This is a genomic window from Spirosoma fluviale (assembly GCF_900230225.1).
Lineage (GTDB): Bacteria > Bacteroidota > Bacteroidia > Cytophagales > Spirosomataceae > Spirosoma > Spirosoma fluviale.
The window spans coordinates 1,221,553-1,243,176 of the sequence record NZ_OCNH01000003.1 but is presented as its reverse complement, the minus strand read 5'-3'; the positions used below and the strand labels follow the sequence as shown (position 1 = coordinate 1,243,176).

General features: G+C 48.9%; 21 protein-coding genes. 11 read left to right on the top strand and 10 right to left on the bottom strand.

Features of this window, described 5'->3' with window-relative positions; all coding sequences use genetic code 11:
• Positions 1 to 214: 214 nt before the first annotated feature.
• Positions 215 to 1,180 carry an ADP-glyceromanno-heptose 6-epimerase gene (gene rfaD, locus CRO74_RS21190; RefSeq protein ID WP_097128577.1) on the top strand — a complete coding sequence of 322 codons (966 nt, stop codon included), beginning with the start codon at positions 215 to 217 and terminating at the stop codon, positions 1,178 to 1,180.
• A gap of 28 nt (positions 1,181 to 1,208) precedes the next feature.
• On the opposite strand, the gene CRO74_RS21185 is transcribed toward rfaD, so the two are convergent.
• The 5 genes from CRO74_RS21185 to CRO74_RS21165 form a co-directional block, all read right to left on the bottom strand.
• Entirely contained in the window at positions 1,209 to 1,580 is a 372-nt protein-coding gene (locus CRO74_RS21185; RefSeq protein WP_097128575.1) for a DMT family protein, read from the bottom strand.
• 22 nt (positions 1,581 to 1,602) lie between these two features.
• Complete coding sequence (locus CRO74_RS21180) at positions 1,603 to 2,931, bottom strand: sensor histidine kinase (RefSeq protein ID WP_097128573.1); 1,329 nt, start codon at positions 2,929 to 2,931, stop codon at positions 1,603 to 1,605.
• On the bottom strand, positions 2,928 to 3,599 hold the full coding sequence (locus CRO74_RS21175; protein WP_097128740.1) for a response regulator transcription factor: 672 nt from the start codon (positions 3,597 to 3,599) through the stop codon (positions 2,928 to 2,930). The genes CRO74_RS21180 and CRO74_RS21175 overlap by 4 nt, the downstream gene beginning before the upstream one ends.
• Positions 3,600 to 3,694: 95 nt before the next feature.
• Complete coding sequence (locus CRO74_RS21170) at positions 3,695 to 4,507, bottom strand: hypothetical protein (RefSeq protein WP_097128571.1); 813 nt, start codon at positions 4,505 to 4,507, stop codon at positions 3,695 to 3,697.
• 96 nt (positions 4,508 to 4,603) lie between these two features.
• The gene (locus tag CRO74_RS21165; protein WP_097128569.1) at positions 4,604 to 6,157 is read right to left on the bottom strand and encodes a S8 family serine peptidase; all 1,554 of its coding nucleotides are present in this window, start codon (positions 6,155 to 6,157) and stop codon (positions 4,604 to 4,606) included.
• A 138-nt stretch (positions 6,158 to 6,295) separates the two neighbouring features.
• On the opposite strand from CRO74_RS21165, the gene CRO74_RS21160 reads away from it, so the two are divergent.
• Entirely contained in the window at positions 6,296 to 7,588 is a 1,293-nt protein-coding gene (locus CRO74_RS21160) for an aminopeptidase P family protein (RefSeq protein WP_097128568.1), read from the top strand.
• A gap of 45 nt (positions 7,589 to 7,633) precedes the next feature.
• Here CRO74_RS21160 and CRO74_RS21155 read toward each other — a convergent pair whose 3' ends face one another.
• Positions 7,634 to 8,275 carry a TetR/AcrR family transcriptional regulator gene (locus CRO74_RS21155; protein ID WP_012927987.1) on the bottom strand — a complete coding sequence of 214 codons (642 nt, stop codon included), beginning with the start codon at positions 8,273 to 8,275 and terminating at the stop codon, positions 7,634 to 7,636.
• 449 nt (positions 8,276 to 8,724) lie between these two features.
• Between CRO74_RS21155 and CRO74_RS21150 the strand changes: the two genes are divergently transcribed.
• Together CRO74_RS21150 and CRO74_RS21145 are read left to right on the top strand one after the other, a co-directional pair.
• The gene (locus CRO74_RS21150; protein WP_097128566.1) at positions 8,725 to 10,362 is read left to right on the top strand and encodes a CotH kinase family protein; all 1,638 of its coding nucleotides are present in this window, start codon (positions 8,725 to 8,727) and stop codon (positions 10,360 to 10,362) included.
• A gap of 118 nt (positions 10,363 to 10,480) precedes the next feature.
• The gene (locus tag CRO74_RS21145; protein ID WP_097128565.1) at positions 10,481 to 11,257 is read left to right on the top strand and encodes a Fic family protein; all 777 of its coding nucleotides are present in this window, start codon (positions 10,481 to 10,483) and stop codon (positions 11,255 to 11,257) included.
• Between the two features lie 118 nt (positions 11,258 to 11,375).
• Here the strand turns inward: CRO74_RS21145 and CRO74_RS21140 are convergent, their stop codons facing one another.
• Positions 11,376 to 12,248 (bottom strand): hydroxypyruvate isomerase family protein, encoded by an 873-nt coding sequence (locus tag CRO74_RS21140; protein ID WP_179830258.1) that lies wholly within the window; start codon positions 12,246 to 12,248, stop codon positions 11,376 to 11,378.
• A gap of 85 nt (positions 12,249 to 12,333) precedes the next feature.
• The gene (locus CRO74_RS21135) at positions 12,334 to 13,119 is read right to left on the bottom strand and encodes a 3-keto-disaccharide hydrolase (protein WP_245877930.1); all 786 of its coding nucleotides are present in this window, start codon (positions 13,117 to 13,119) and stop codon (positions 12,334 to 12,336) included.
• A gap of 165 nt (positions 13,120 to 13,284) precedes the next feature.
• Here CRO74_RS21135 and moeB point away from each other — a divergent pair, with 165 nt between their 5' ends.
• The 5 genes from moeB (at position 13,285) to CRO74_RS21110 (ending at position 17,495) form a co-directional block, all read left to right on the top strand.
• On the top strand, positions 13,285 to 14,424 hold the full coding sequence (gene moeB, locus CRO74_RS21130; protein ID WP_097128563.1) for a molybdopterin-synthase adenylyltransferase MoeB: 1,140 nt from the start codon (positions 13,285 to 13,287) through the stop codon (positions 14,422 to 14,424).
• Positions 14,425 to 14,619: 195 nt separating this feature from the next.
• A complete protein-coding gene (gene panD, locus CRO74_RS21125) occupies positions 14,620 to 14,973 on the top strand; it encodes an aspartate 1-decarboxylase (RefSeq protein ID WP_097128735.1) in 354 nt (117 codons plus the stop codon).
• Positions 14,974 to 15,091: 118 nt separating this feature from the next.
• A complete protein-coding gene (locus CRO74_RS21120; RefSeq protein WP_097128562.1) occupies positions 15,092 to 16,144 on the top strand; it encodes a lysylphosphatidylglycerol synthase transmembrane domain-containing protein in 1,053 nt (350 codons plus the stop codon).
• 16 nt (positions 16,145 to 16,160) lie between these two features.
• A complete protein-coding gene (gene rfaE2, locus CRO74_RS21115) occupies positions 16,161 to 16,640 on the top strand; it encodes a D-glycero-beta-D-manno-heptose 1-phosphate adenylyltransferase (RefSeq protein WP_097128560.1) in 480 nt (159 codons plus the stop codon).
• A 189-nt stretch (positions 16,641 to 16,829) separates the two neighbouring features.
• A complete protein-coding gene (locus CRO74_RS21110) occupies positions 16,830 to 17,495 on the top strand; it encodes a zinc metallopeptidase (RefSeq protein WP_097128734.1) in 666 nt (221 codons plus the stop codon).
• 80 nt (positions 17,496 to 17,575) lie between these two features.
• Here the strand turns inward: CRO74_RS21110 and CRO74_RS21105 are convergent, their stop codons facing one another.
• Positions 17,576 to 17,974 carry a phage holin family protein gene (locus CRO74_RS21105; RefSeq protein ID WP_097128559.1) on the bottom strand — a complete coding sequence of 133 codons (399 nt, stop codon included), beginning with the start codon at positions 17,972 to 17,974 and terminating at the stop codon, positions 17,576 to 17,578.
• Between the two features lie 73 nt (positions 17,975 to 18,047).
• Here CRO74_RS21105 and CRO74_RS21100 point away from each other — a divergent pair, with 73 nt between their 5' ends.
• Positions 18,048 to 18,782 carry a class I SAM-dependent methyltransferase gene (locus tag CRO74_RS21100; RefSeq protein WP_097128557.1) on the top strand — a complete coding sequence of 245 codons (735 nt, stop codon included), beginning with the start codon at positions 18,048 to 18,050 and terminating at the stop codon, positions 18,780 to 18,782.
• A gap of 53 nt (positions 18,783 to 18,835) precedes the next feature.
• On the opposite strand, the gene CRO74_RS21095 is transcribed toward CRO74_RS21100, so the two are convergent.
• Positions 18,836 to 20,524, bottom strand: coding sequence for an amino acid permease (locus CRO74_RS21095; RefSeq protein WP_097128555.1), 1,689 nt, complete (start codon positions 20,522 to 20,524; stop codon positions 18,836 to 18,838).
• A 143-nt stretch (positions 20,525 to 20,667) separates the two neighbouring features.
• Here CRO74_RS21095 and gldA point away from each other — a divergent pair, with 143 nt between their 5' ends.
• Positions 20,668 to 21,585, top strand: coding sequence for a gliding motility-associated ABC transporter ATP-binding subunit GldA (gldA, locus tag CRO74_RS21090; protein ID WP_097128553.1), 918 nt, complete (start codon positions 20,668 to 20,670; stop codon positions 21,583 to 21,585).
• The last annotated feature ends 39 nt before the right edge of the window (positions 21,586 to 21,624 follow it).

The window sequence follows — 21,624 nt, the reverse complement described above, 5'->3', positions numbered from 1 at the left end:
AAAGGTACGAACACTTCCGGCTTGATAAAAGGACTAACCCTGCCAACTAAGAAGTTACCAGGCAACTTCCCCTAACTAAGAAAAATACAATTTAATCAGGAAATTCGCTATTCATTTGTCCATCTAAAAACGCGTATCTTTACACCCTCTTTTGCTTCATTTACGCTGATACCTACCCTATTATCACCACGAACACGTTTACGCCTACCACTTTATGATTATTGTTACGGGAGCCGCCGGTTTTATTGGAAGCTGTTTGATCAGCAAGCTGAATCAGGAAAATTTCAATTTCATTATTGCCGTCGATGATTTCTCACACCCTGATAAAGAAGCCAACTTAGCGGGAAAGCGGATTCAGGAACGAGTTGATCGGGAAGACTTTTTTGATTGGCTCGACCAGAATTATCACGAGGTAGAGTTCCTGTTCCATATTGGTGCCCGTACCGATACAACAGAGTTCGATCGGCAAATATTTGAGCATTTGAACGTCGACTACTCCAAGCAAATCTGGAATCGCTGTATTCAATACCAGATACCCCTCGTTTACGCTTCCTCAGCAGCAACGTATGGCCTCGGTGAATTAGGCTATGACGACAACGAATCCCTGATTCCCCAGCTAAAGCCGTTAAACCCTTATGGAGACTCAAAAAACGAGTTCGACATCTGGGCATTAGAGCAGGAGCGTAAACCGTTTTTCTGGGCTGGGCTGAAATTCTTTAACGTGTATGGCCCCAATGAATACCATAAGGGCCGGATGGCATCTGTGATTTTTCACACGTTCAAGCAAATCAAGGCGTCAGGCAGCATGAAGTTATTCCGGTCACACAACCCCGACTTTGCCGATGGTGAGCAAATGCGGGACTTCGTGTATGTGAAAGACGTAGTCGAAGTGTGCTCGTTTCTGATGCACCACCGGCGAAACTCGGGCATTTATAACCTCGGCAGTGGCAAGGCGCGAACCTTCCTCGACTTAGCCAAAAACACCTTCTCCGCCCTCGACCTCGAACCCGAAATAAGCTTCGTCGATACGCCCATCGATATTCGGGACAAATATCAATATTTCACGCAGGCCAACATGGCCAAACTTCGCTCCATTGGGTATGATCGTCCGTTTTCATCGCTGGAGGAGGGCATCGCGGACTATGTCAAGAACTATTTGAGCAAAGACGCGTATTTATAGTCTCTTGGTAGTCACGAGACCGTAACAGCTACCATTTCTTGAATATAAAAAACACGGCAATTACGATAAAGACAAAGCCAACCAGGTGATTCCAGGCCAGTTTGTCCGTTTTGAATACGTAGACCGTAATAATGGTAAAGACCGTAAGCGATACGGCTTCCTGAATGGTTTTTAGCTGAAAAAGAGAGAAAGGCCCACCTGTTTCATCCGACCCAATACGGTTGGCAGGCACCTGGAAAATGTATTCAAAAAAAGCCAGCCCCCAACTTAGCATGATGATCCCGAACAGGGATAGTTTAGCCAGCATGGGATACTGTTTTAGCTGAAGGTGGCCATACCAGGCCAGCGTCATGAACACATTCGATAACGTTAATAATAGTACGCAGTAAAGCCCTTTCATGGAGTAAATGGAGTGATTTGTATTAGATAACCTGATGGCTGGCTCCCGTCAGGTTCAGTTCACTAACGAATGTAAACGACTGCCAGTTAAGGTGTAACTTTCCGCCAAGCAACATTGTTAGCCGGTGGCTAATCCAAAGCCCCAGACCATGTCCTTCTTTCAGCGGATCAGCCTGAAAGTAAGGTTGCAGCAGATCAAGCGTTGGGCCACTCTCCCGAACAGTCTGGTTCTGAACCCGAATTACCCAGTTAGTTGAGTACCTTGCCTGGATCAAAACAGAGCTACCCGCTACTGCGTACTTAATTGCATTTTCTACCAGGTTCAGCACAATGTGTTCCAACTTAACTGCATCTGTCAATACGGTTTCCATAGTAGATTCGGGCAGATCGAGCTGGATAGTCACTTCATATTCGTTCGTTAGGCCAGCCAGTTGATCTACGCATTTTATAACAAGCTGCGCGACATCTACCTCGCTGAGTTTGAGTGTCCGGGCAGCATCTTCCGGACGGCTCAGGGTCAAAAACTCATCCAGCAACCGCGCCAATCGGCTTACTTCGTCCAGTTGACTGGTCAGGAATGGCTTTATGGGTTCGCCAATTCGGTCGTTACCAAGGGTTACTTCAAGGCCGGTCTTCATGATGGTTAGTGGTGTGCGCAACTCATGCGCGGCTGCCCCGAAAAAATTACGCTGTAAGTCAACATTTTCCCGAATCCGCCCCAGCATTTGGTTGAGCGTATCGGTCAGTTGATACAATTCATCCTTCGATTTGGGAAGGGCAATCCGGCTGCTATCCGTAGCATTACTAATGGTATTTGCCTGATCGACGATCGACTGAATGGGCCTCAGGAGCCAACCCGCCACGCCATATCCCCCAATAAAGGCCAGTCCCAAACTCAGCAGCCACCCAATGCCAAATACCAGCCGAAGCTGGTTTATATCCTGCCGTAAATTCATGTCGGGCACCGCCAGTGTTAACATGATACGGCCATCGGGAGCCTGCTCTGTATTGATCTGGCTGGTTAGCGCCCGATAAGAGTAATGAGGAGAATGAGCACGCCGACGATGACCCAGACCGGCTTTATCCGGAAAGCCGGGACTTCTGAAGAGTTCACGAGTTTGCCCGTATCCATAGTAAACTACCTGCATACGCTCCCGTTCGGTGGGGAGGGGCAATATAACCGGGTCGACACTAACCTGCGACAGCAGCCAGTCGGCCCGCGTCTGGGTTGTCCGGTCGAAGGCAATTTGCAGGCTCTTTTCGGCATGATCGAGCATGAGCCAGCCCGTAAACAGACTCACGGCGGCAAACACCGCTGTTACGGCCAATACGATGCGGCTACGCAGGCTCATGACGTTTTAAGCCGATACCCCCGGCCAATAAGCGTTTCAATCAAGCCGGGTGTACCGGTCGTATCGAGTTTCTTCCGCAGTTGGTAAATATGAACCTCAATAACATTACTGCCCATGTCGAAATCCATCGCCCACACTTTTTCAGCTATTTCATTTTTCGTAACAAGCTGCCCCGCCCGACGCATCAGGAGTTCGAGCAAGGCGAACTCCCGATTTGTCAGGTCCAGAATTTTCTTGTTTTTCAGCACCTCGTGCGAAACGAGCCGCATTTCGAGATCGGCTACCCGCAGCACGACGTTATCGCCCGTGGTACTCCGACGTTGCAGCACCCGAATACGGGCTAGCAGCTCATTGAAATCGAACGGTTTTCGCAGGTAATCGACCGCGCCCAGGTCAAGCCCCTGCACCACTTTTTCGGGATCACTCAGTGCCGACAGGATCATTACGGGAACGGTCAGCCCAAACGCCCGCAGGTTCTGTAGCACGTCAAACCCCGTTTGGCCGGGAAGCATCAGATCGAGCAGCACCAGGTCATACAACCCGCCCGCAATATGATCGAGCCCTTCGGAGCCGGAGTGCGTCAAATCGGCTACGTGGCCGTGCTGCTCCAGCCCCTGTTTGATAAACCGGGCCAGTTTACGCTCATCTTCGATAACCAGGATTTTCACAAAGACAATGAGTGAATGACAGACTGAGTGAATGAATGGCAGAATGATGCCTGTCAACTAGTAGTTCATTCTGCCATTCACTCAGTCAAAATTAATTACCGTACCAGATATTGCTGCCCGTTAATGGTCAAAACAGAAGCGCGCAGAACATTTACTTTTTCCAGCTGTACCTGCCCGTCCCGAACTTGTTTTGGATAACCCTGCACCGTGATCGCGCTGCCTTTTTTTGCCAGATCTGTCAGCTGATAGGCCACATGCGCCGGAATACTGACGACCGTTTTGTTATCGAGAACCAAGGCATTGACCCGTCCACCCCGGCCGATCCGATAATCGGCTATCTTACCGGTTACCGTTGTCAACGTTGGGGGTGCAGGTGGTGTAGCCAAACGAACGGGCGGTGAATCGTCCACGGTTACCTTTCCGGCGGTCAGGCTATTCATACGAAAAAGACTTTCCCCATTTGGGGTTTTGTCGGTGTAGCCTGTAACACTGACCGTACTGCCAGCCTTAACGGCTTTTTGCACCTGCCCACCCAAATGGGGGGGAAACTTAACTGTTGTCGTTGATCCTGAACCGGTATTAAGGGTAAATCCATCTAAAATGGCGTCGTCATTGCCAACCAATTGGCCAACGGTACCCGAAACGGTCGTCAATGATGTTAGGCCCTCAAAACGGTGATTTCGACCGGGGCCTTGTCCATTCGCCCGAGCACCGCGATCGGCATCAGGTCTGCCGTGCTTCCGGCCGGGACCTCCCCTTTCGGGTAGATCGCGACCCGGTCCTTTCATTGACACAGCCGGATCACCGGGTAGAGGGCCGGGGCCTTCGGGTCTCTGTGCGTGTGCCCGTGGCGAGGCTAAGGTTGATACGAAGAGCGCAATAGCGATTAATTTTGTCTGAGTTGCCATAAGTAAATGTTGTTTACTGTTGATTACAGAAGCAAAACTAGAACCACCACTTAAGCCCTATCTGAAGTGGACATTAATTTTTCTTCATACTGGGCTTTACTCCCAGATAACTTCAATCACTTCCGTTTTCAGATCAACAGTTGTCTGCTTTTCATCTGCCGATCGACGCAGGACGAGCTTACCCTCACTCACTTTGGCCGCTTCCTGCTGCAACACATGTGTGGCATCTTTTTTATGAAAGACCGACACAGCTAAGTCCTTGGTTGTAACGGGCAGGGTCATGGTTTTTCCTGTACCTTTTACTGACCGCGCAACAGTGGGCAACTCCTGATTACGCAGCAAGGCCAGCGCCCGAGACGCCTGCGGGACGCCATAACCAACGTAATTATTCCCGTAAGGGTATAAATGAGCCGATTTTTCAATAATGGCCATTACCTCTTTATTGGTCAGTTTGGGATTAGCCTGCATGATACAAGCCGCAAACCCGGTAATCACCGGCGCTGACAATGAGGTTCCGTAAAGTGAAAAACAAGATACATTAGGTTTCAGATACGCCAGACTTTCCGGGCCAATACTACTGTATCCGATGCGGTTCCAGAGCCGTGAGTTCGTAGCCCCGATGGCCAGTACGCCCTGCGCATCAGCCGGTGTGCTGATGATGCGCCAAGAGCGGTCTTCCCCTTCATTTCCTGCCGACACAATGATCAACATCCCCTTCTTATCGGCGGCAATCTGAGCGGCCCTACTGATAAGGCTGGTATGCCCATCCATCTGGCCGGGCTCGTAATTATCTTTGGGGTTACTCATTCCCTTGGCATACCCAAGCGATGTATTGATAAGCCGTACCCCGAGGCTGTCCATCCATTCCATGGCGGCCACCCAATTATCTTCTTCACCCCGATATTCGCGGTTTCCCTGATCGGTACGGGCCAGGTAAAACGTAGCATCGGTAGCCAGACCGAACTGGATATTTTCGACCGGGTCACTGCCCGCTATCGCTGCCAGCACTTCGGTTCCATGAAAATCGGCATTGGATTCCAGGGTGCGAAATAACTCATTGCGTGTCTTCGGTGCATTCACATAATCCCGAACTCGTTTCACGCCATCGCGGGCAAACACATGCTTGAGTGCATTGGCAGAGTCGGCACCAAAAAATCCGGCATCAATGACGCCGATATTCACGAACCGCCCCGTCAGGCCTGCTTTTGTAAAGTCGGGTGCCTGAATCTGCGACATAACCGGAGCCAGCTGTGGGTTTGCCGGTAGTGCGGTCGACGTAATCACGATAGCCGGATCAATGGCCTGAATCCCTTTTACGAACGGAAGTTTCACCACCTGTGCGTATTGCTCAGGGGTTAGCTGGACAGACACGGCGTTGAGCCAGCGTGACTGACAAATTGGCTGCACACCCGCCTGTTTCAACTGAGTGAGGTAGCTGACTGATACAGGCTGATCGGTATCATCCAGCGGTAGATCCTGTGTTTTTCGCTGGGCAATTGCCATTGGCGATAAGGCCGGTGCGGAGTTCTGATCTTTATCAGTCAACACCAGCCAGTACTTGGCTTTGGCTACATCAGGCCCGGCGGGGCGCGTTTGTCCCTGCACAAAAAGTACAGTCAGGCATAAACACACAGAAAGTCGAAATGTCATGATTAGTCTAGGCGAAGAAGTAAGCGATTCAATTAACAAAACCCTGGTTACTGCAAAACAGGAAAACACACAGAAACTCTTATTGCTTTTGAGTTTCTTTGCAAACTTAATCACAAACAGGCCCTCAACAGCTACGCTATGCGTTATTTACCAATTGAGAACCAGCTATTCGTTCAAAATCGTCAGCGGCTCTTACCCTTACTAAAACCCAAATCGCTGGTTGTTGTCAACGCCAACGACATCATGCCAACCAATGCCGACGGCACGATGGTTTTCCGCCAGAACAATGATCTGTTTTACCTCACCGGTGTCGATCAGGAAGAAACACGTTTAGTTCTTTTTCCGGAGCATCCGGACCCAAAATTCCGGGAAGTGCTGTTTCTCCGCGAAACGAGCGAACTCATTGAGATCTGGGAGGGGCACAAACTGACGAAGGCCGAAGCCGAGCAGGTAACGGGCATACCTCAGAAACAGGTTTACTGGATGCACCAGTTTGAGCAGATTTTTGGGCAGATGGTTTTCGAAGCAGAGCATATTTACCTCAATACCAACGAACATACCCGCGCCGGGGTAGAAGTGGAAACCCGGGACGCCCGGTACATCGACGCGTTTCGGCAAAAATATCCACTGCATCGTCTGGAGCGGCTGGCTCCGCTTATGCATTACCTCCGGGCCATTAAACAGCCGCAGGAGATTCCCCTTATTCAAACGGCCATCGACATTACGGACAAGATGTTTCGGCGGCTTCTGGGCTTTATAAAACCGGGAGTGTGGGAGTATGAAATCGAAGCAGAAATGATGCACGAATTCCTGCGAAACCGGTCGCGGGGGACCGCTTACACACCCATTATTGCCTCGGGTGCCAATGCCTGCGTGCTTCACTACATTGATAATAGCCAGCAATGCCAGGATGGCGATGTGATTCTGCTCGATATTGGCGCGGAATACGCCAATTATAATGCCGACATGACTCGTTCGGTACCGGTTAACGGGCGATTTACAACTCGCCAGCGGGCGGTCTATGATGCGGTTCTGCGCGTCATGAAAGAGGCCACTCAGATGCTTCGCCCCGGCAATCTTTGGGACGAATACCACCGCGAAGTAGGCAAAGTAATGGAGTCTGAATTAATTGGTCTGGGTTTGCTGGACCGCACGGAGGTGGCCAATCAGGACCCTGACGCTCCTTTGTATAAAAAATATTTCATGCACGGTACTTCTCACTTTCTGGGTCTCGATGTCCACGACGTAGGCAATAAATACCGAAAAATGGAAGCCGGCATGGTATTTACCGTTGAGCCGGGAATCTACATTCGAGAAGAAAAATTGGGTATTCGTTTGGAAAACAACGTACTCATCACCGAATCGGGCAATATTGACATGATGGCCAACATCCCCCTCGAAGCCGACGAAATTGAAGCGATGATGAACTGATTCGTAGCTGGTCCGCACAGCAACCGGGTGCGGACCAGTCATAAATCATTTGGTCTTGGCTTGCTCGCGTTCGAGGGCAATATTCAAGCTTGAATAAATACGACGAATGGCGGTTTCCAAACGCTCCCAACCGGCATCGGAGCGGAGATCGATATCGCCGATATGATCACGCTGGGTGCTGGTGAGCACAATATTTGTAACAGCCGCAACCATCAGGCTGGTAATAGCAAGGGGATCGAAATCAGAGTAGGGGGCCAATTTGGCGACCATGTTTTTGTACGACTGATCCCGAAAATCAGCCAGTCGGCGAGCCAGTTCCGTTTCGCCATTCGACATTTCCCACCGAATCAGCTCCTGAGACGATTTGCGTGTCCGGAATTCGCGCATAAACTGAATAGTATACTCTGACCAGGCTTTACTTCTGGCTTCCGGCGCTACGTTGTCAGGCACCGAATCCAGAAATTTATCATTGAACATGGATAAGAAGAAACCCCGATGCACGTAGGCTTCCAATAAGCCGTTCCAACCGCCAAAGTACCGATAGATAAGAACTTTATTGACACCGGCCCGATCGGCAACGGCATTGATACCGGCTTTCTCCGTGCCACGTTCAGCCATAACTTCACCCATAGCCCGTAAGATACGCTCCATGGTCATCTGGCGATTTCTTCGCTTGACTACTTTCATAAATTGATTGATTTTGTTAAGAGGAGGAATGAATTACTACTTTATGGGTGCAAAATAGTAACCATTATTTAAAAGTCTGCAAATTTACTATTGGCGCAAATATGATTGTTAAGGATGATGTTTTCAAGTTACTAACTAATAAAAATAGAAAAACCCATGTTTCAATTTACTTGTTAAGCAACATTATTACTGGATTGCTATATTTTTATTATTACATATCAAAAATGCGTTAATAATTGCTAATCAAGCCTGTAGAACAGGTTCTTAATCAATGATCGTCTACTTTCGAACTGCATTAATTAGTGATACTGTCCTTTGAATTATCCACCTTCCAATAACGAGTCGGTGAAAAATTTGCAACTTTAAAGTATACTGTAGCTTCAATAAAAACTAGAACAGTACAAAAAAATAGTACTATTTTTATAAAAAAAATATAATAAATTTATCCTATGCACAATTTCTTAAGGCTTTTCATTCTGTTTGTTACGCTTTTCCCGCTTTCAGCTTTCCCACAAACGTTGACGTCAACAAATTTGCCGATCCTTATTATTAATACAAAAGGTCAGGCAATTCTGGATGAGCCCAAGATTGTCGCTACACTGAGCATAATCGATAACGGAACTGGCAAACGAAACAACGTCTCAGATAGCCCTTCTTTCGAAAGTAAGATTGGCATTGAGAAGCGTGGGGCCACTTCACAACAGTTGTTTCCAAAAAAACCTTATGGCTTTGAGCTACGCGACACATCGGGAGTAAACTCAGTTAATGCGTCACTGCTGGGCATGCCTGCGGAGTCTGACTGGGTATTAAATGCTACGTATAATGATAAAACATTAATTCGGGAAGCATTAACGTATGACTTGAACCGCCAAATGAGCGCCTATTATACTCCACGATACCGCTATTGCGAAGTAATATTGAACGGTAATTATGAAGGTATTTACCTGCTTTTCGAGAAAATAAAACGGAATAAAAACCGAGTAAATATCACGAGTATAAAACAGACCGATGTGTCGGGTGATGCTCTAACCGGCGGGTATATTTTTAAAATTGACAAAACAGAAGGCTCACCTTCCCGTAGCTGGAACTCGCCCTATAGATCGTTAAATGGACAGCTGATTCCGATTCAGATTGAACGGCCCAAGCCTGAAGATTTAGCGGAAGAACAATTTCAATACGCAAAAAAATATATAACTGATTTTGAAAATGCATTAAAAGGAACGCAATATCAGGACTCAACCACCGGGTATCGGAAATACATTAACGCCGACTCCTTTGTCGATTATTTATTACTTACCGAAGTCTGCAAAAATGTGGATGGGTATAGACTGAGCAGTTTCTTTTACAAAGACCGGGATAGCAAAGGCGGCAAGCTGCTGATGGGGCCAATTTGGGATTATAACCTGACCTACGGAAATGCTAATTATTGCGAGGGAAACACCGATCAGGGATGGGCCTACAATTTTAATACAGTCTGTAAAACTGACACTTACCAGATTCCTTTTTGGTGGGATCGTCTTTTAAGTGATAAATCATTTGCCACTCAGACACGCCTTAAATACCAGACTCTACGCAAAACGGTCCTGAAAACAGAGCGTATTCAGGCTTATGTCGATTCGGTAGCCGCTCAGCTTACGGAAGCCAGAACGCGTAACTTTCAGCGCTGGCCGGTTATCGGCGTTTACGTCTGGCCGAACGGCTTTGTTGGGCAGACATACCAGCAGGAAATTGATTACCTGAAAACATGGGTAAAGAACCGTCTCGACTGGATGGATAATGCTATTCTTCTGTTTGGTGCGGATGTCCTAGCCGTTGAACCAACTCATGACTTTAAACTAACCGTCAACCCAAACCCCTCAACCGGTCCTATTCATGTGAATTACCAGCTCCAGCAACGTGCGGATGTGTGGCTTACCCTAACGGACGCAACCGGTCGAACGATTTATACAATTACCCGACCGGGTCAACCGGCCGGTGAGCACTGGGAGACAATACCTAATTATGTACTGTCGACAAAACTGGGGGTTTATTTTCTGCAACTGACTAGTGATGGACAAACGACGAGCAAAAAATTACTACAGAATTAACTTAGCAGGACGGGAAGAAACACAATCGGTTAGTAACCGCAAAAGGTGTCTACACGCTGAATTGCCAGCAAAAGTTAAGCGGATTGTTACGGTATATTTCTAATGAAAACAGGTGATCATGAAAGTGGACGTCACGACCGAAACGCTTCCCCAACTCCTTAACCGTTACCGGGCTGCAACAGGAGATGTAACGACCTACACGTTCAATACTCATTGTCTACTTACGTATCATTCGACCGCCATTGAAGGCTCTTCCTTAACATTCTCACAAGTCCAGGCTCTTCTTACGGAAAGCGGGTTACTTACTGGCCTGCCGGTTTTAGATCAGCTTCTACTTCTCGATCACTACAAGGCTCTTAACGAGGTGTTATTGTTGGCTAGCCAGCGGGAGCCAATCAACCGGGCTGCTCTTCAACGACTGGCGTCGATTTTAATGCACCAAACGGGAGGTCTGAAGCATTCGTTGTTAAGCAGCTTTGATACCAGTAAAGGTGAATTACGCATCGATAGCACCATGGCTGGCCGACGACAATTGGTAGAGGCACACAAACTTCCTGCTGCCCTGGATGCGCTACTTAGAGAGGTTAACACCGCAGTCTCGCTTCTTAAGACTCCGCGCCAACTCTATGACTTATCATTTAAAACCCACTTTCAACTACTAACCTTACATCCATTCGGTGCAGGAAATGGCCTTATGGCGCGATTATTAATGAATTATATTCAGCAGTACCATCAACTTCCGCTCAGTCTGATTTATGCCGACAGTCGAACCGCTTACCTAAAATCGCTGGATGCAAGCTGGCAACAAAAAACACCCGCATCAATTATTGATTTCATGCATCGCCAGCTTATCCGTTTTCTACAGGAAGAGGGGGGAAATAGTAGTAGGAGTTAGGAGCGAGGAGTTAGGAGGGCTGACGCGTCGATAAAAAAGGAGCGGGGAATGAGAAGTGAGGAGGACCTGTGAGGCACTAACTCCTAACTCCTAACTCCTCGCTCCTACTACTCAATAACTATACATCACAAATTAACACCGCTTCTTTCAGGCTTTTGAGCGGGTCACGCACAGGGATGAATTCCTGCGCTACATAGCCTTTAAAGCCGGTTTCAACAATCGCTTTCATGATAGCCGGATAGTAAAGCTCCTGGGTTTCATCAATCTCATTCCGGCCGGGATTACCACCGGTATGGTAGTGTCCAATGTATTTACTGGACTCCTTAATGGTACGGATGATGTCACCTTCCATGATCTGCATGTGGTAAATATCGTACAGCAGCTTGAAGTTTTCTGAGCCAACCTTTTTGCAAAGTTCAACGCCCCAGGCTGTATGATCGCACATGTAATCTTTGTGGTTCACTTTGCTGTTCAGTAGCTCCATAATCATGGTGATACCATATTTCTCGGCACTCGGCATCAGGCGCTTCAGCCCTACAGCACAGTTCTCCAGGCCTTTTTCGTCGCTCATGCCGCGTCGGTTACCGGAAAAACAGATAACGGTGGTCAGACCTGCTTCTTTCAACTTTGGAAAAATAGCCTCGTAACTGGCCACCAGTTCATCGTGAAATTTAGGGTCATTGAAGCCATCGTTAATACCCTTACCGGCACCTTGTGGCAGCGCGCATGTCAGGCCGTGTTTTTTTAATACAGGCCATTCCTCAGGGCCGGTCAGATCGATAGAGGTAATCCCCATTCCTTTGGCAGCTTTGCAAAGGTCCTCAAGCGGTATTTTACTGTAGCACCACCGGCAAACCGAGTGGTTGATGCGCCCCTTCAGCAAGGGAGCCGTTTGTTCAGATGTAGTCATGGAGCTGGCTAAAGAGTCGGTCAGCAGTGGTAGCGTGAGGGCGCTACCAGTCAGGGTTTTTAGAGCCGTTCGGCGTATCATAATGGAGAATGAGTGAGTGATAGAATGAGTTAATGGCAAATGAGAGGCTATTCGCTCTTTCACCATTCACTCATTCTATCATTGATTACAGTTCGCGTATCCGGATGTTGCGGAACCAAACCTTATTGCCATGATCTTGCAGAGCAATGTGGCCGGTTGCATATTTACCAAAGCCTTCCCACCCCTTAAATTTACTCTCAGCTACCATTTTATCCCATTCCGGCCCGCTGGTTGGATATTCAGCCGTTTTCTTGCCATTCAGGTACTGCTCTGCTTTGCCGTTATTAATAACCAGTCGGGCTTTATTCCACTCACCGGCGGGTTTAGCAGCACCGGGTGTAACGGGCTTTTGGAGATCATAAAGCGAACCGGCCGTACGGTTGCCATCACGACCTTGTTTCGCATCGGGGTGACGCTCGTTATCGAGCACCTGCATCTCAGGACCAGTCTGATACGTTGATTTGAATTTAGGATCTTCATGGACGTGGAAAATAATGCCACTGTTGCCTCCTTCGGCAATTTTCCATTCAACTTCCAGTTCAAAATTGCCATACTCTTTATCGGTCACCAGATCACCGGCACCACCCGAAGCCAGGTGGATAGCCCCATCGTCGATGGTCCACTTGTCGGACACTGGCTGCCCTTCTTTGAGGTAAACATGCCAGCCGGACAGGGTTTTGCCATCGAAAAGATTTGCCCACTTTCCTTTTTTCAGGACGTGCTTAGGCTGTACCGCTGCTGACGTAGTGGGGGCGGGAACAGGAGCAGCATTAACCGAATTGACGTTGAGCGTCAGTGTAAGCGCCAGAAAGCCAATCGTTACTGATGGCCGAAGGGCAGGAACATTTGCAGAAAAACGCAGATAGTTCATAGGTAAGAAACATTTGGATTTTGTCGGGGCAATAGTACTAAAAAAAAACACATGCCTAACGTTAAGAAAATATTTACGTGTGGACTTATTCCTATGCAATTTTCAAGAGTCTAAAGCTGTTGGATTAGTGCAACATAGTTCCCAGATGCACTCTATTTCAAAGTTATGGAAGCAACGACCTTAATACCGGCCGAAAAACAACGCTATCAAAAACACCTGAACCTACCTGAAATTGGCCCGAAAGGTCAGTTACTGCTCAAAAACGCTCGTGTACTGGTTGTGGGAGCGGGTGGGCTGGGCTGCCCCGTTCTTCTGTACCTTACAGCCGCTGGCGTGGGTACCATTGGTGTTATTGATCCAGACGTTATTGATCTAAGCAATTTGCAGCGCCAGGTGCTCTATACGACCGATGAAGTAGGCAAGCCCAAAGCAAAAGTTGCGGTGAGCCACCTTAATAGGCTCAACCCGGACCTCACGTTCGATACCTACACCATGGCTCTGGACATCAATAACGCCCGCTCCATCATTGAAGCGTACGATATTGTTGTCGACTGTACCGATAATTTCAAAGTCCGCTACCTGGTTAACGATGTGTGTGTAATGCTTGGTAAACCGTTTGTATACGGCGCCATTCACCGCTTTGAGGGCCAGGTGGCCGTGCTTAATGCCAATTTAGGCGATGGTCGGCGGGGCCCAACGTACCGCTGCCTGTTCCCGGACTATCCGAGCGAAATCGAAATACCCAACTGTAGTATTACGGGTGTTCTGGGCGTTTTGCCGGGCGTTATAGGTACGTATCAGGCCAACGAGGTCATTAAACTGATAACGGGAATCGGCCAGTCGCTCAACGAACACTTACTCATGATCGACCTGCTGTCCATGAACCAGCAGAAAATTAAAACCAGGCGACTGCCTAATGCGGTAGAAGTAGCCAAGGAAGGGCTGGCATCGGCAGGAGCGCGACCGGCTCCGGGTGAATCAGGTCCGCAAAGAATATCCGTTCAGGAACTGTCGGAACGCATTGCGCTTGGCGAGGATTTGTTTCTGCTGGATGTTCGCGAACGCCCGGAATACGAACTTTGCCACCTGGAAGGAGCCGTACTGATTCCCGTGAGCATGATCCCTAATAACCGCAAACGAATTCCAACCGACCGCCCCGTTATTGTTTATTGCCACCACGGCATCCGGTCGGCCAATGTTGTACAGTACCTCTATGCACAGGGCGGCCTAAACAATCTCTATAATCTCGACGGCGGCATCAACGCCTGGGCGCGGGACATCGAACCCGAAATGGCCGTGTATTAGTTAGCTATTGGTTATTCGTTGATGGTTATTGGTTAATAGTTATTCGTGGCAGATTTTTACTAACCAATAACTCAATAACCAACAACCAAACTCAGGGGCTCACGACGCAGGAACCAACCCCGTAAGGTGGCTGTTTTTGTGACGGCTGAAGGTAGCTTACTATTCGCTGCTTTTCTAGGCCATTACTCAATTCGCATGTTTGTTACCATTTTAAAATCGAAACTGCACCGCGTCAAGGTCACGCAGGCTGAACTGAATTACGTTGGAAGTATCACCATTGATGAAGATCTTATGGATGCGGCCAACTTACTCGAAAACGAACAGGTTCATATTGTTAACAACAACAACGGCGAGCGGCTCGTCACCTATGTTATTAAAGGCGAGCGTGGTTCGGGAATTATTTGCCTCAACGGCGCTGCGGCCCGTAGAGCACAGGTTGGCGACATTATTATCATCATTGCGTATGCCATGATGACAACAGAAGAAGCCCAGGGGTTTAAACCAACCGTCGTTTTTCCGAATGATAATAATCGACTGGTAATTTGGTAACCCTTTTGCGCACCACTCACATCGGTTTCAATGAAACTCCGTTACTTTGTGGCGGAGTTTTTCGTACCGCGCCTGAAAAGTCGCAGTTATTACCATTTCAGCACCACGATACAGCCGCATGAACGTCAAAAATGTTATTAAGTACCTTGTCTCACTGGCCATTGCCGGGGGGTTACTCTGGTTCACATTCCACCAAAGCCACCTCGATGCTGCCGATCTATGGCAGAAAATAAAGGGGGCCGATTACCGATGGGTGTTGTTATCGGCGGTGTTTACCATTATAGCACACTGGAGCCGGGCCGAACGATGGCGTATTCTGCTGGAGCCGGTAATTACCCAGCGCCCTACCTCACTCGATACAACAGCCAGCGTACTGACAGGCTATCTGGCTAACCTGGCGTTACCCCGAGCGGGTGAATTTGTTCGATGTGGCACGCTGTATCGTTTATCAAACGTACCCGTTAACGTTAGTTTTGGTGCCGTCGTGGCGGAACGACTCTTCGACTTACTGATGCTGGTACTACTCCTGATTGCCACGTTTGTTCTTGAATTCGACCGAATCAGTCAGTTTTTCATTGAGTTTCTCGGCGGCAAATTACCCAAGGGGTCAAGTGGTTCGGGAATATTACTGTTCGCCGGAGTAGTTATCGTCGGTCTGGTATTACTTGTCTGGTTTCTGTTCAACCGTTACCGGGAAGCGCTGGGCCGCCATCCGCTGTATCAAAAAGTTAGTGTGTTTGTCAAGGGCCTGCTGGATGGTCTGTTGAGCGTTCGAAAAATACGTCGTCCGGGGGCCTTCGTATTTCATACCCTGCTAATCTGGACCATGTATTACCTCATGTCCTATACCTTGTTCTTTGCTATGCCCGCCACCGCAAACCTGGGACCATTGGCTGGCCTGACCATCCTGATGGTGGGTACGCTTGGCATGGCAGCACCAACACCGGGCGGCATTGGCTCGTTTCACCTGTTGGTGGGCCAGGTGGCGCTACTCTACGGTCTCACAAGCCAGGACGGTCAGGTACTGGCCACGTTTATTCATGGCGTTTCTACACTAATGATTATTATTCTGGGCATTCTGGCCCTGTTGGTTGTGCTTTTCCGCCGGAACAAAGCAACCCAGGCGGTCGATGTGCTGGACGATCCAAAAGCCTTAAGGCTGGAGCCGTAGTTCTCTGATTTTTCTTATGACCGAATCCAAAATACTTACCCGCCAGCAGGCCATTCAGCAAGCCAACAAATGGCGGGCTGACGGGCAGACGATTGTTTTTACGAACGGTTGCTTCGACATTGTTCACCTGGGCCACATTGATTACCTCGAGAAAGCCCGCCAACTCGGCGACCGCCTGATTCTTGGTCTCAATACCGATGCCTCTGTCAGTTGCATAAAAGGACCATTACGCCCCGTGGTGAATGAGTATGCCCGCGCCCGACTCATGGCCGCACTTGAATTTATTGACGCGGTTACGCTGTTCGGCGAGCCAACCCCCCTCGAACTGATCGAAGCGGTACAGCCCGATGTATTGGTAAAAGGCGATGATTACACGGTGGCCACCATTGTTGGAGCCGATTTTGTGCTGGCGCGTGGTGGACGCGTTGAAACGGTTGCACTCGTTCCCGGTTATTCGACAACGAAGCTCATCGAACGGATAAAAGAAAGTTACTAATCTACTTATCAGCACATTGCCCGAACAAATATGAGCGCGCTACCTTGTCAAACGGCTCTCCAACTTGATAAAAGGTTAGTAGGTCGGGATACTTTTTACCCTAATTCGTTGTTTTACTATTGACGGACGAATAGATTGGCCGTTTAATTGAAACCACAAACCTGACTAACTGAGATGATCTGGTTAATTATGATTGTAATCTTCGGCGCAAGCGCATTCGTGAGCTGGCGGTTACGAAGTAAGTTTAATGAATACTCACAAATTGGCTTGAGCAATGGCTTAAGTGGCGCAGAAGTAGCCGAGCAGATGCTACGTGAAAATGGCATTTACGACGTTCGGGTGGTATCTGTAGAAGGAATGCTCACCGACCACTATAACCCACAGGACAAAACAGTTAACCTAAGTGCCGACGTTTATTATGGTCGGAGTGTGGCTGCAGCCGCCGTTGCGGCCCACGAATGCGGACACGCCGTACAACATCAGGTTGCGTATGCACCCCTGAAGCTCCGTTCGGCAATGGTGCCTGTCCTAACGGTTTCGTCGCAGTATATGCAGTGGGTGTTACTGGCCGGTGTTCTGTTGCTCAGAACCACGCCCATTCCGCTGGCTATTGGTGTGGCCTTATTTGCGCTGACAACACTCTTCAGCTTTATAACCCTGCCCGTAGAGTTCGACGCCAGCCGTCGGGCCTTGGCCTGGATTCAAACCCGTGGGGTTGTCAACCAGCGTGAATATGGCTTTGCTAAAGACGCGCTTTGGTGGGCTGCTATGACCTACGTGGTTGCGGCTCTGGGCTCATTGGCAACGCTGCTTTACTACGCCAGCCTGTTGATGGGTGGCCGTCGGAGTAACTAACCAACGCCTTAAAAAACAATAAAAAAGCCGCTTCAACAGTGAAGCGGCTTTTTTATTGGCCACTGACTTGCTACACGCGCTTACCCAATTCGTAAACTGGAGAGTAAACCAACAACATAACCTGATTCCACCATTTCCTGCGTGGGTGCCGAGCGGTCGATGAGTGTTCCGGCCACGGCGACGGCCAAGGCAATGACCAGCGCAGGCCAGAAACCAGCAATGGTAAAACTGTCCATGAAACTGTCAATAAGCTTTAGAATGACGGCCGTAACAATAATCCGAACAATACCGGTTAGCAGGAAAAACGTGACTAAATTGAGCGGGAATCGAATGATCCAGCCCAGGAAAAAATTAAGGAGTCCAAGCAGAACGGCAATCAAAATGGCAGTTCCGAAATTTTTCACATCGACCTGGGGCATCAGGTAAGCCAGACCGAAAATGACGGCCGCATCGAGCAATACATGTAAGATTAGATTCATATTCGGGATATAATTGGTTTTTTGAACAACTGTTTTAGACAAGGATGGTTTAGATACTATTAACTCGTTTTTTATGCGTCATCTGTCGGTTTTACTTTTTGTCCTGCTACTGGCCTGTTGCCGGGGTGCTTCTCAGCAGCAACCTGCCAGTACCTCTACCACTGATTCAACAACAGCCGTTTATCAGTTCAAAGATGCCAGCCGCGATGGCATTGGCAAATTGTATCAGGGTCGCGAGATTGCTCAGGTTATGGGTCACCTTGGCGCGTCGTGGCTCGAACGTCCCGAGCGCGAACGCGAAGAACGCACCGACTTGTTACTCAAAGCCCTTTCTCTTAAACCAACCGACGTTGTCGCTGATATTGGTGCCGGAACGGGTTTCTTTACTTTTCTGATGGCACCTAAGGTAGCGAAAGGTAATGTTCTGGCAGTTGATATTCAACCCGAGATGATTGAGTACCTCAACGAAGGCAAAGCTAAACGCAAGATAACCAATGTTCAGCCCGTGCTCGGCACCGAATCTGACCCGAAACTGGCGGCCAACAGCATTGATATAGCCATTTTGATTGACGCCTATCATGAATTCTCATACCCCCGCGAAATGATGGGCCACATTGCAGCGGCTTTAAAACCAGGCGGGCGGATCGTACTCGTCGAATACCGTGCCGAAGACCCAAATGTTCCAATCAAAGAGCTGCACAAGCTAAGCGTAGCCCAGGCAACAAAGGAGATGAAAGCTATAGGGCTGAAGCTACTCAAAAACGACGACCGCTTACCCCAGCAGCATATTATGTTCTTTGGGAAGTAACACAGCCTGCTTTTACACAAAACAATCGGGGCATGTTAACGTTTGAATAGCCCCTAAATCTTGATTGCCTTCTCCTTAATGCCCAACTTACTCTTTCTGAATCCATAGGAGAAATAAATTACTAATCCGATCAGCAGCCAGATACCGAATATCTGCCAGTTGCTGGCACCTAACTCAGTCATGAGGTATAAGTTCGTCAATACCCCGATTACGGGTAAAAGAGAAAAATTATACCGGAAGCCCTGTACGGCCAGTATGGCCCATACACCCCAGAAAACCACCAGCAGCGGTTTACTTTCCAGTGTTTGCACCAGATTCACATTCTCCCTTGTCAGCGCATAGGCTAGTACGGCCAGTAACACGACACCGATAATGTATTTGCCGTTAACGTAAGGCACTTTAAACTTCGATTGCGCCGTCAGTCCCTTGGCATCCAGGTATAAGATACCCGCGCAAACCAGAATGAACGCGAAGAATGTACCTACGCTGGTCAGATCAACGAAGAATTTTAGATCCATGAACAGCGACGGAATCGCCACCAGAAAGCCGGTAACGATAGTAGCGAAGGAAGGCGTTTTGTATGTGGGGTGAATTCGCGAAAAGCGTTTCCAGAGCAGACCGTCCCGGCTCATGGTCATCCAGATACGAGGTTGCCCTAACTGGTACACCAATAGCGCACTCGTGATAGCGACCACCGCACTCACCGAAATAACCCCAGCCACAAAATCAAGGTTTACTTTCTGGAATACATAAGCCAATGGGTCACTAACACCTAATTCCTTGTAGTTCACCATTCCCGTCAGAACCAGCGTGATCAGCACATACAGCACGGTACAGATGGCGAGGCAGTAAAGCATGGCACGCGGAAGGTCGCGCTGGGGGTTCTTGCATTCTTCGGCCGTTGTGGAAATGGAGTCGAAGCCGATAAAGGCAAAGAACACCGAAGCCACCCCACTCAACACACCTGACACACCGTTTGGCGCAAACGGCGACCAGTTGGCTGGCTTGACATAGAAAGCCCCCACCCCAATAACCAGCCCAATAACCGCCAGTTTGAGCACAACCAATATGTTGCTCGCCGTCCGCGATTCTTTAATCCCGATGTATACCAGGGCTGTTATCAACACCGTTATGGCTCCGGCGGGCAAATTAGCGATTATGTGCAGATCACCAACAACAGGCGCATTGGCATAGGCATCGGCCAGCAAACGGGTATTTTCGGGTAATGTAGTCAGAGCCGTACCGGCCTGTTTTGTTTGTTGCACCAGATCAAACGCGCGCGATGCCGAGCCGTAGTCCGTTGCAAAATATTTAGGAAACGTAATACCGAATCCGCTGAGCATGGACGTAAAATACTCCGACCAGGAGATGGCCACAACCATGTTGCTAACCGCATACTCAAGAATAAGCGCCCACCCGATTACCCAGGCAAATATTTCGCCAAACGCCACATACGCATACGTATACGCGCTGCCACTAACGGGTACTGTACTGGCAAACTGCGCGTAACTCAAAGCCGTAAAAACGCAGGCAATGGCGGTGAAGACAAACAACAGAGATACAGCAGGCCCACCGTTATAACTCGCCAGTCCTATGGTGCTGAAAATACCGGCCCCAATAATAGCTGCAATGCCAAATGATGTTAAATCGCGAACGCCCAGCGTCTTTACCAGTTTACTGGACTCACCTTCGGCGGCATCACTCAGGATTTGGGTTACGGTCTTTTTGCGAAAAAGCGACATAGGAGATGAAGAAAAACGGTGTCTATTGATGTTAAACCGATAAAAATAGAAATTCTTTCCGGTTTTTTGTACGTTAGTTTCACATAGCGTGTATGCCGACTGTGAGCAGTTCGTCGTTTATCGTTTGTCATCCCTAATTTACCATGTCTATCCAGGTCCGGAATCTCACTAAAGAGTACAACCAGCAAAAGGCTGTAAATCAAATTTCGCTGAACGTACAGCCGGGCGAAATTGTCGGATTTCTGGGGCCGAATGGCGCGGGAAAATCAACCACCATGAAAATTGCGACGGGCTACCTCCCTCCCACCGCTGGTACAGTTGAAGTCAATGGATTCGACGTTCTGACGCATCCTATGGAGGTTCGGCGCAGTGTTGGCTACCTGCCCGAGCATAATCCGCTCTACCTCGACCTGTACGTGAAGGAGTACCTGCGCTTTGCCGGTTCATTGCACGGAATACGCGGGACCGAGCTAACCCGACGCATTACGGATATGATTGACCTGGTTGGTCTTGGACGAGAGCAACATAAACGTATCAGTCAGCTTTCTAAGGGGTATCGGCAACGGGTGGGACTGGCGCAGGCGCTGCTGCATAATCCGCCCGTGTTGATCCTGGACGAACCCACAACCGGCCTTGACCCGAATCAATTAGCCGAAATAAGGCAGGTCATCCGGGATGCCGGGCGCGATAAAACTGTGCTGTTTTCAACGCACATTATGCAGGAAGTAGAAGCTATCTGCGACCGGGTAGTCATCATTAACCGCGGCCAGATCGTGACCGATCAACCGCTGAGTCAACTCAGACGTGCCTCCGTGGGTGAAGGTATTGTCGTTGTGGCGGAGTTTGAACGGGAACTGGACGACATAAATATACTGGCCTCCGTTCCGGGTGTAGAGCGGGTAGAACCGCTGTCCAATGGACAATACCGAATTACGGCAAGTTCTGGTACTGATCTGCGAGGGGCCATTTTCCGCCTTGCCGCCGACCAGAACCTGACACTGGTTGGCCTTCGACAGCAGGAAAATTCACTGGAAGGAATTTTTAAGGAGTTGACAAAGTAAGGCGGGTGGGAACCCGCGATGGACGCGTCAGCATATCGC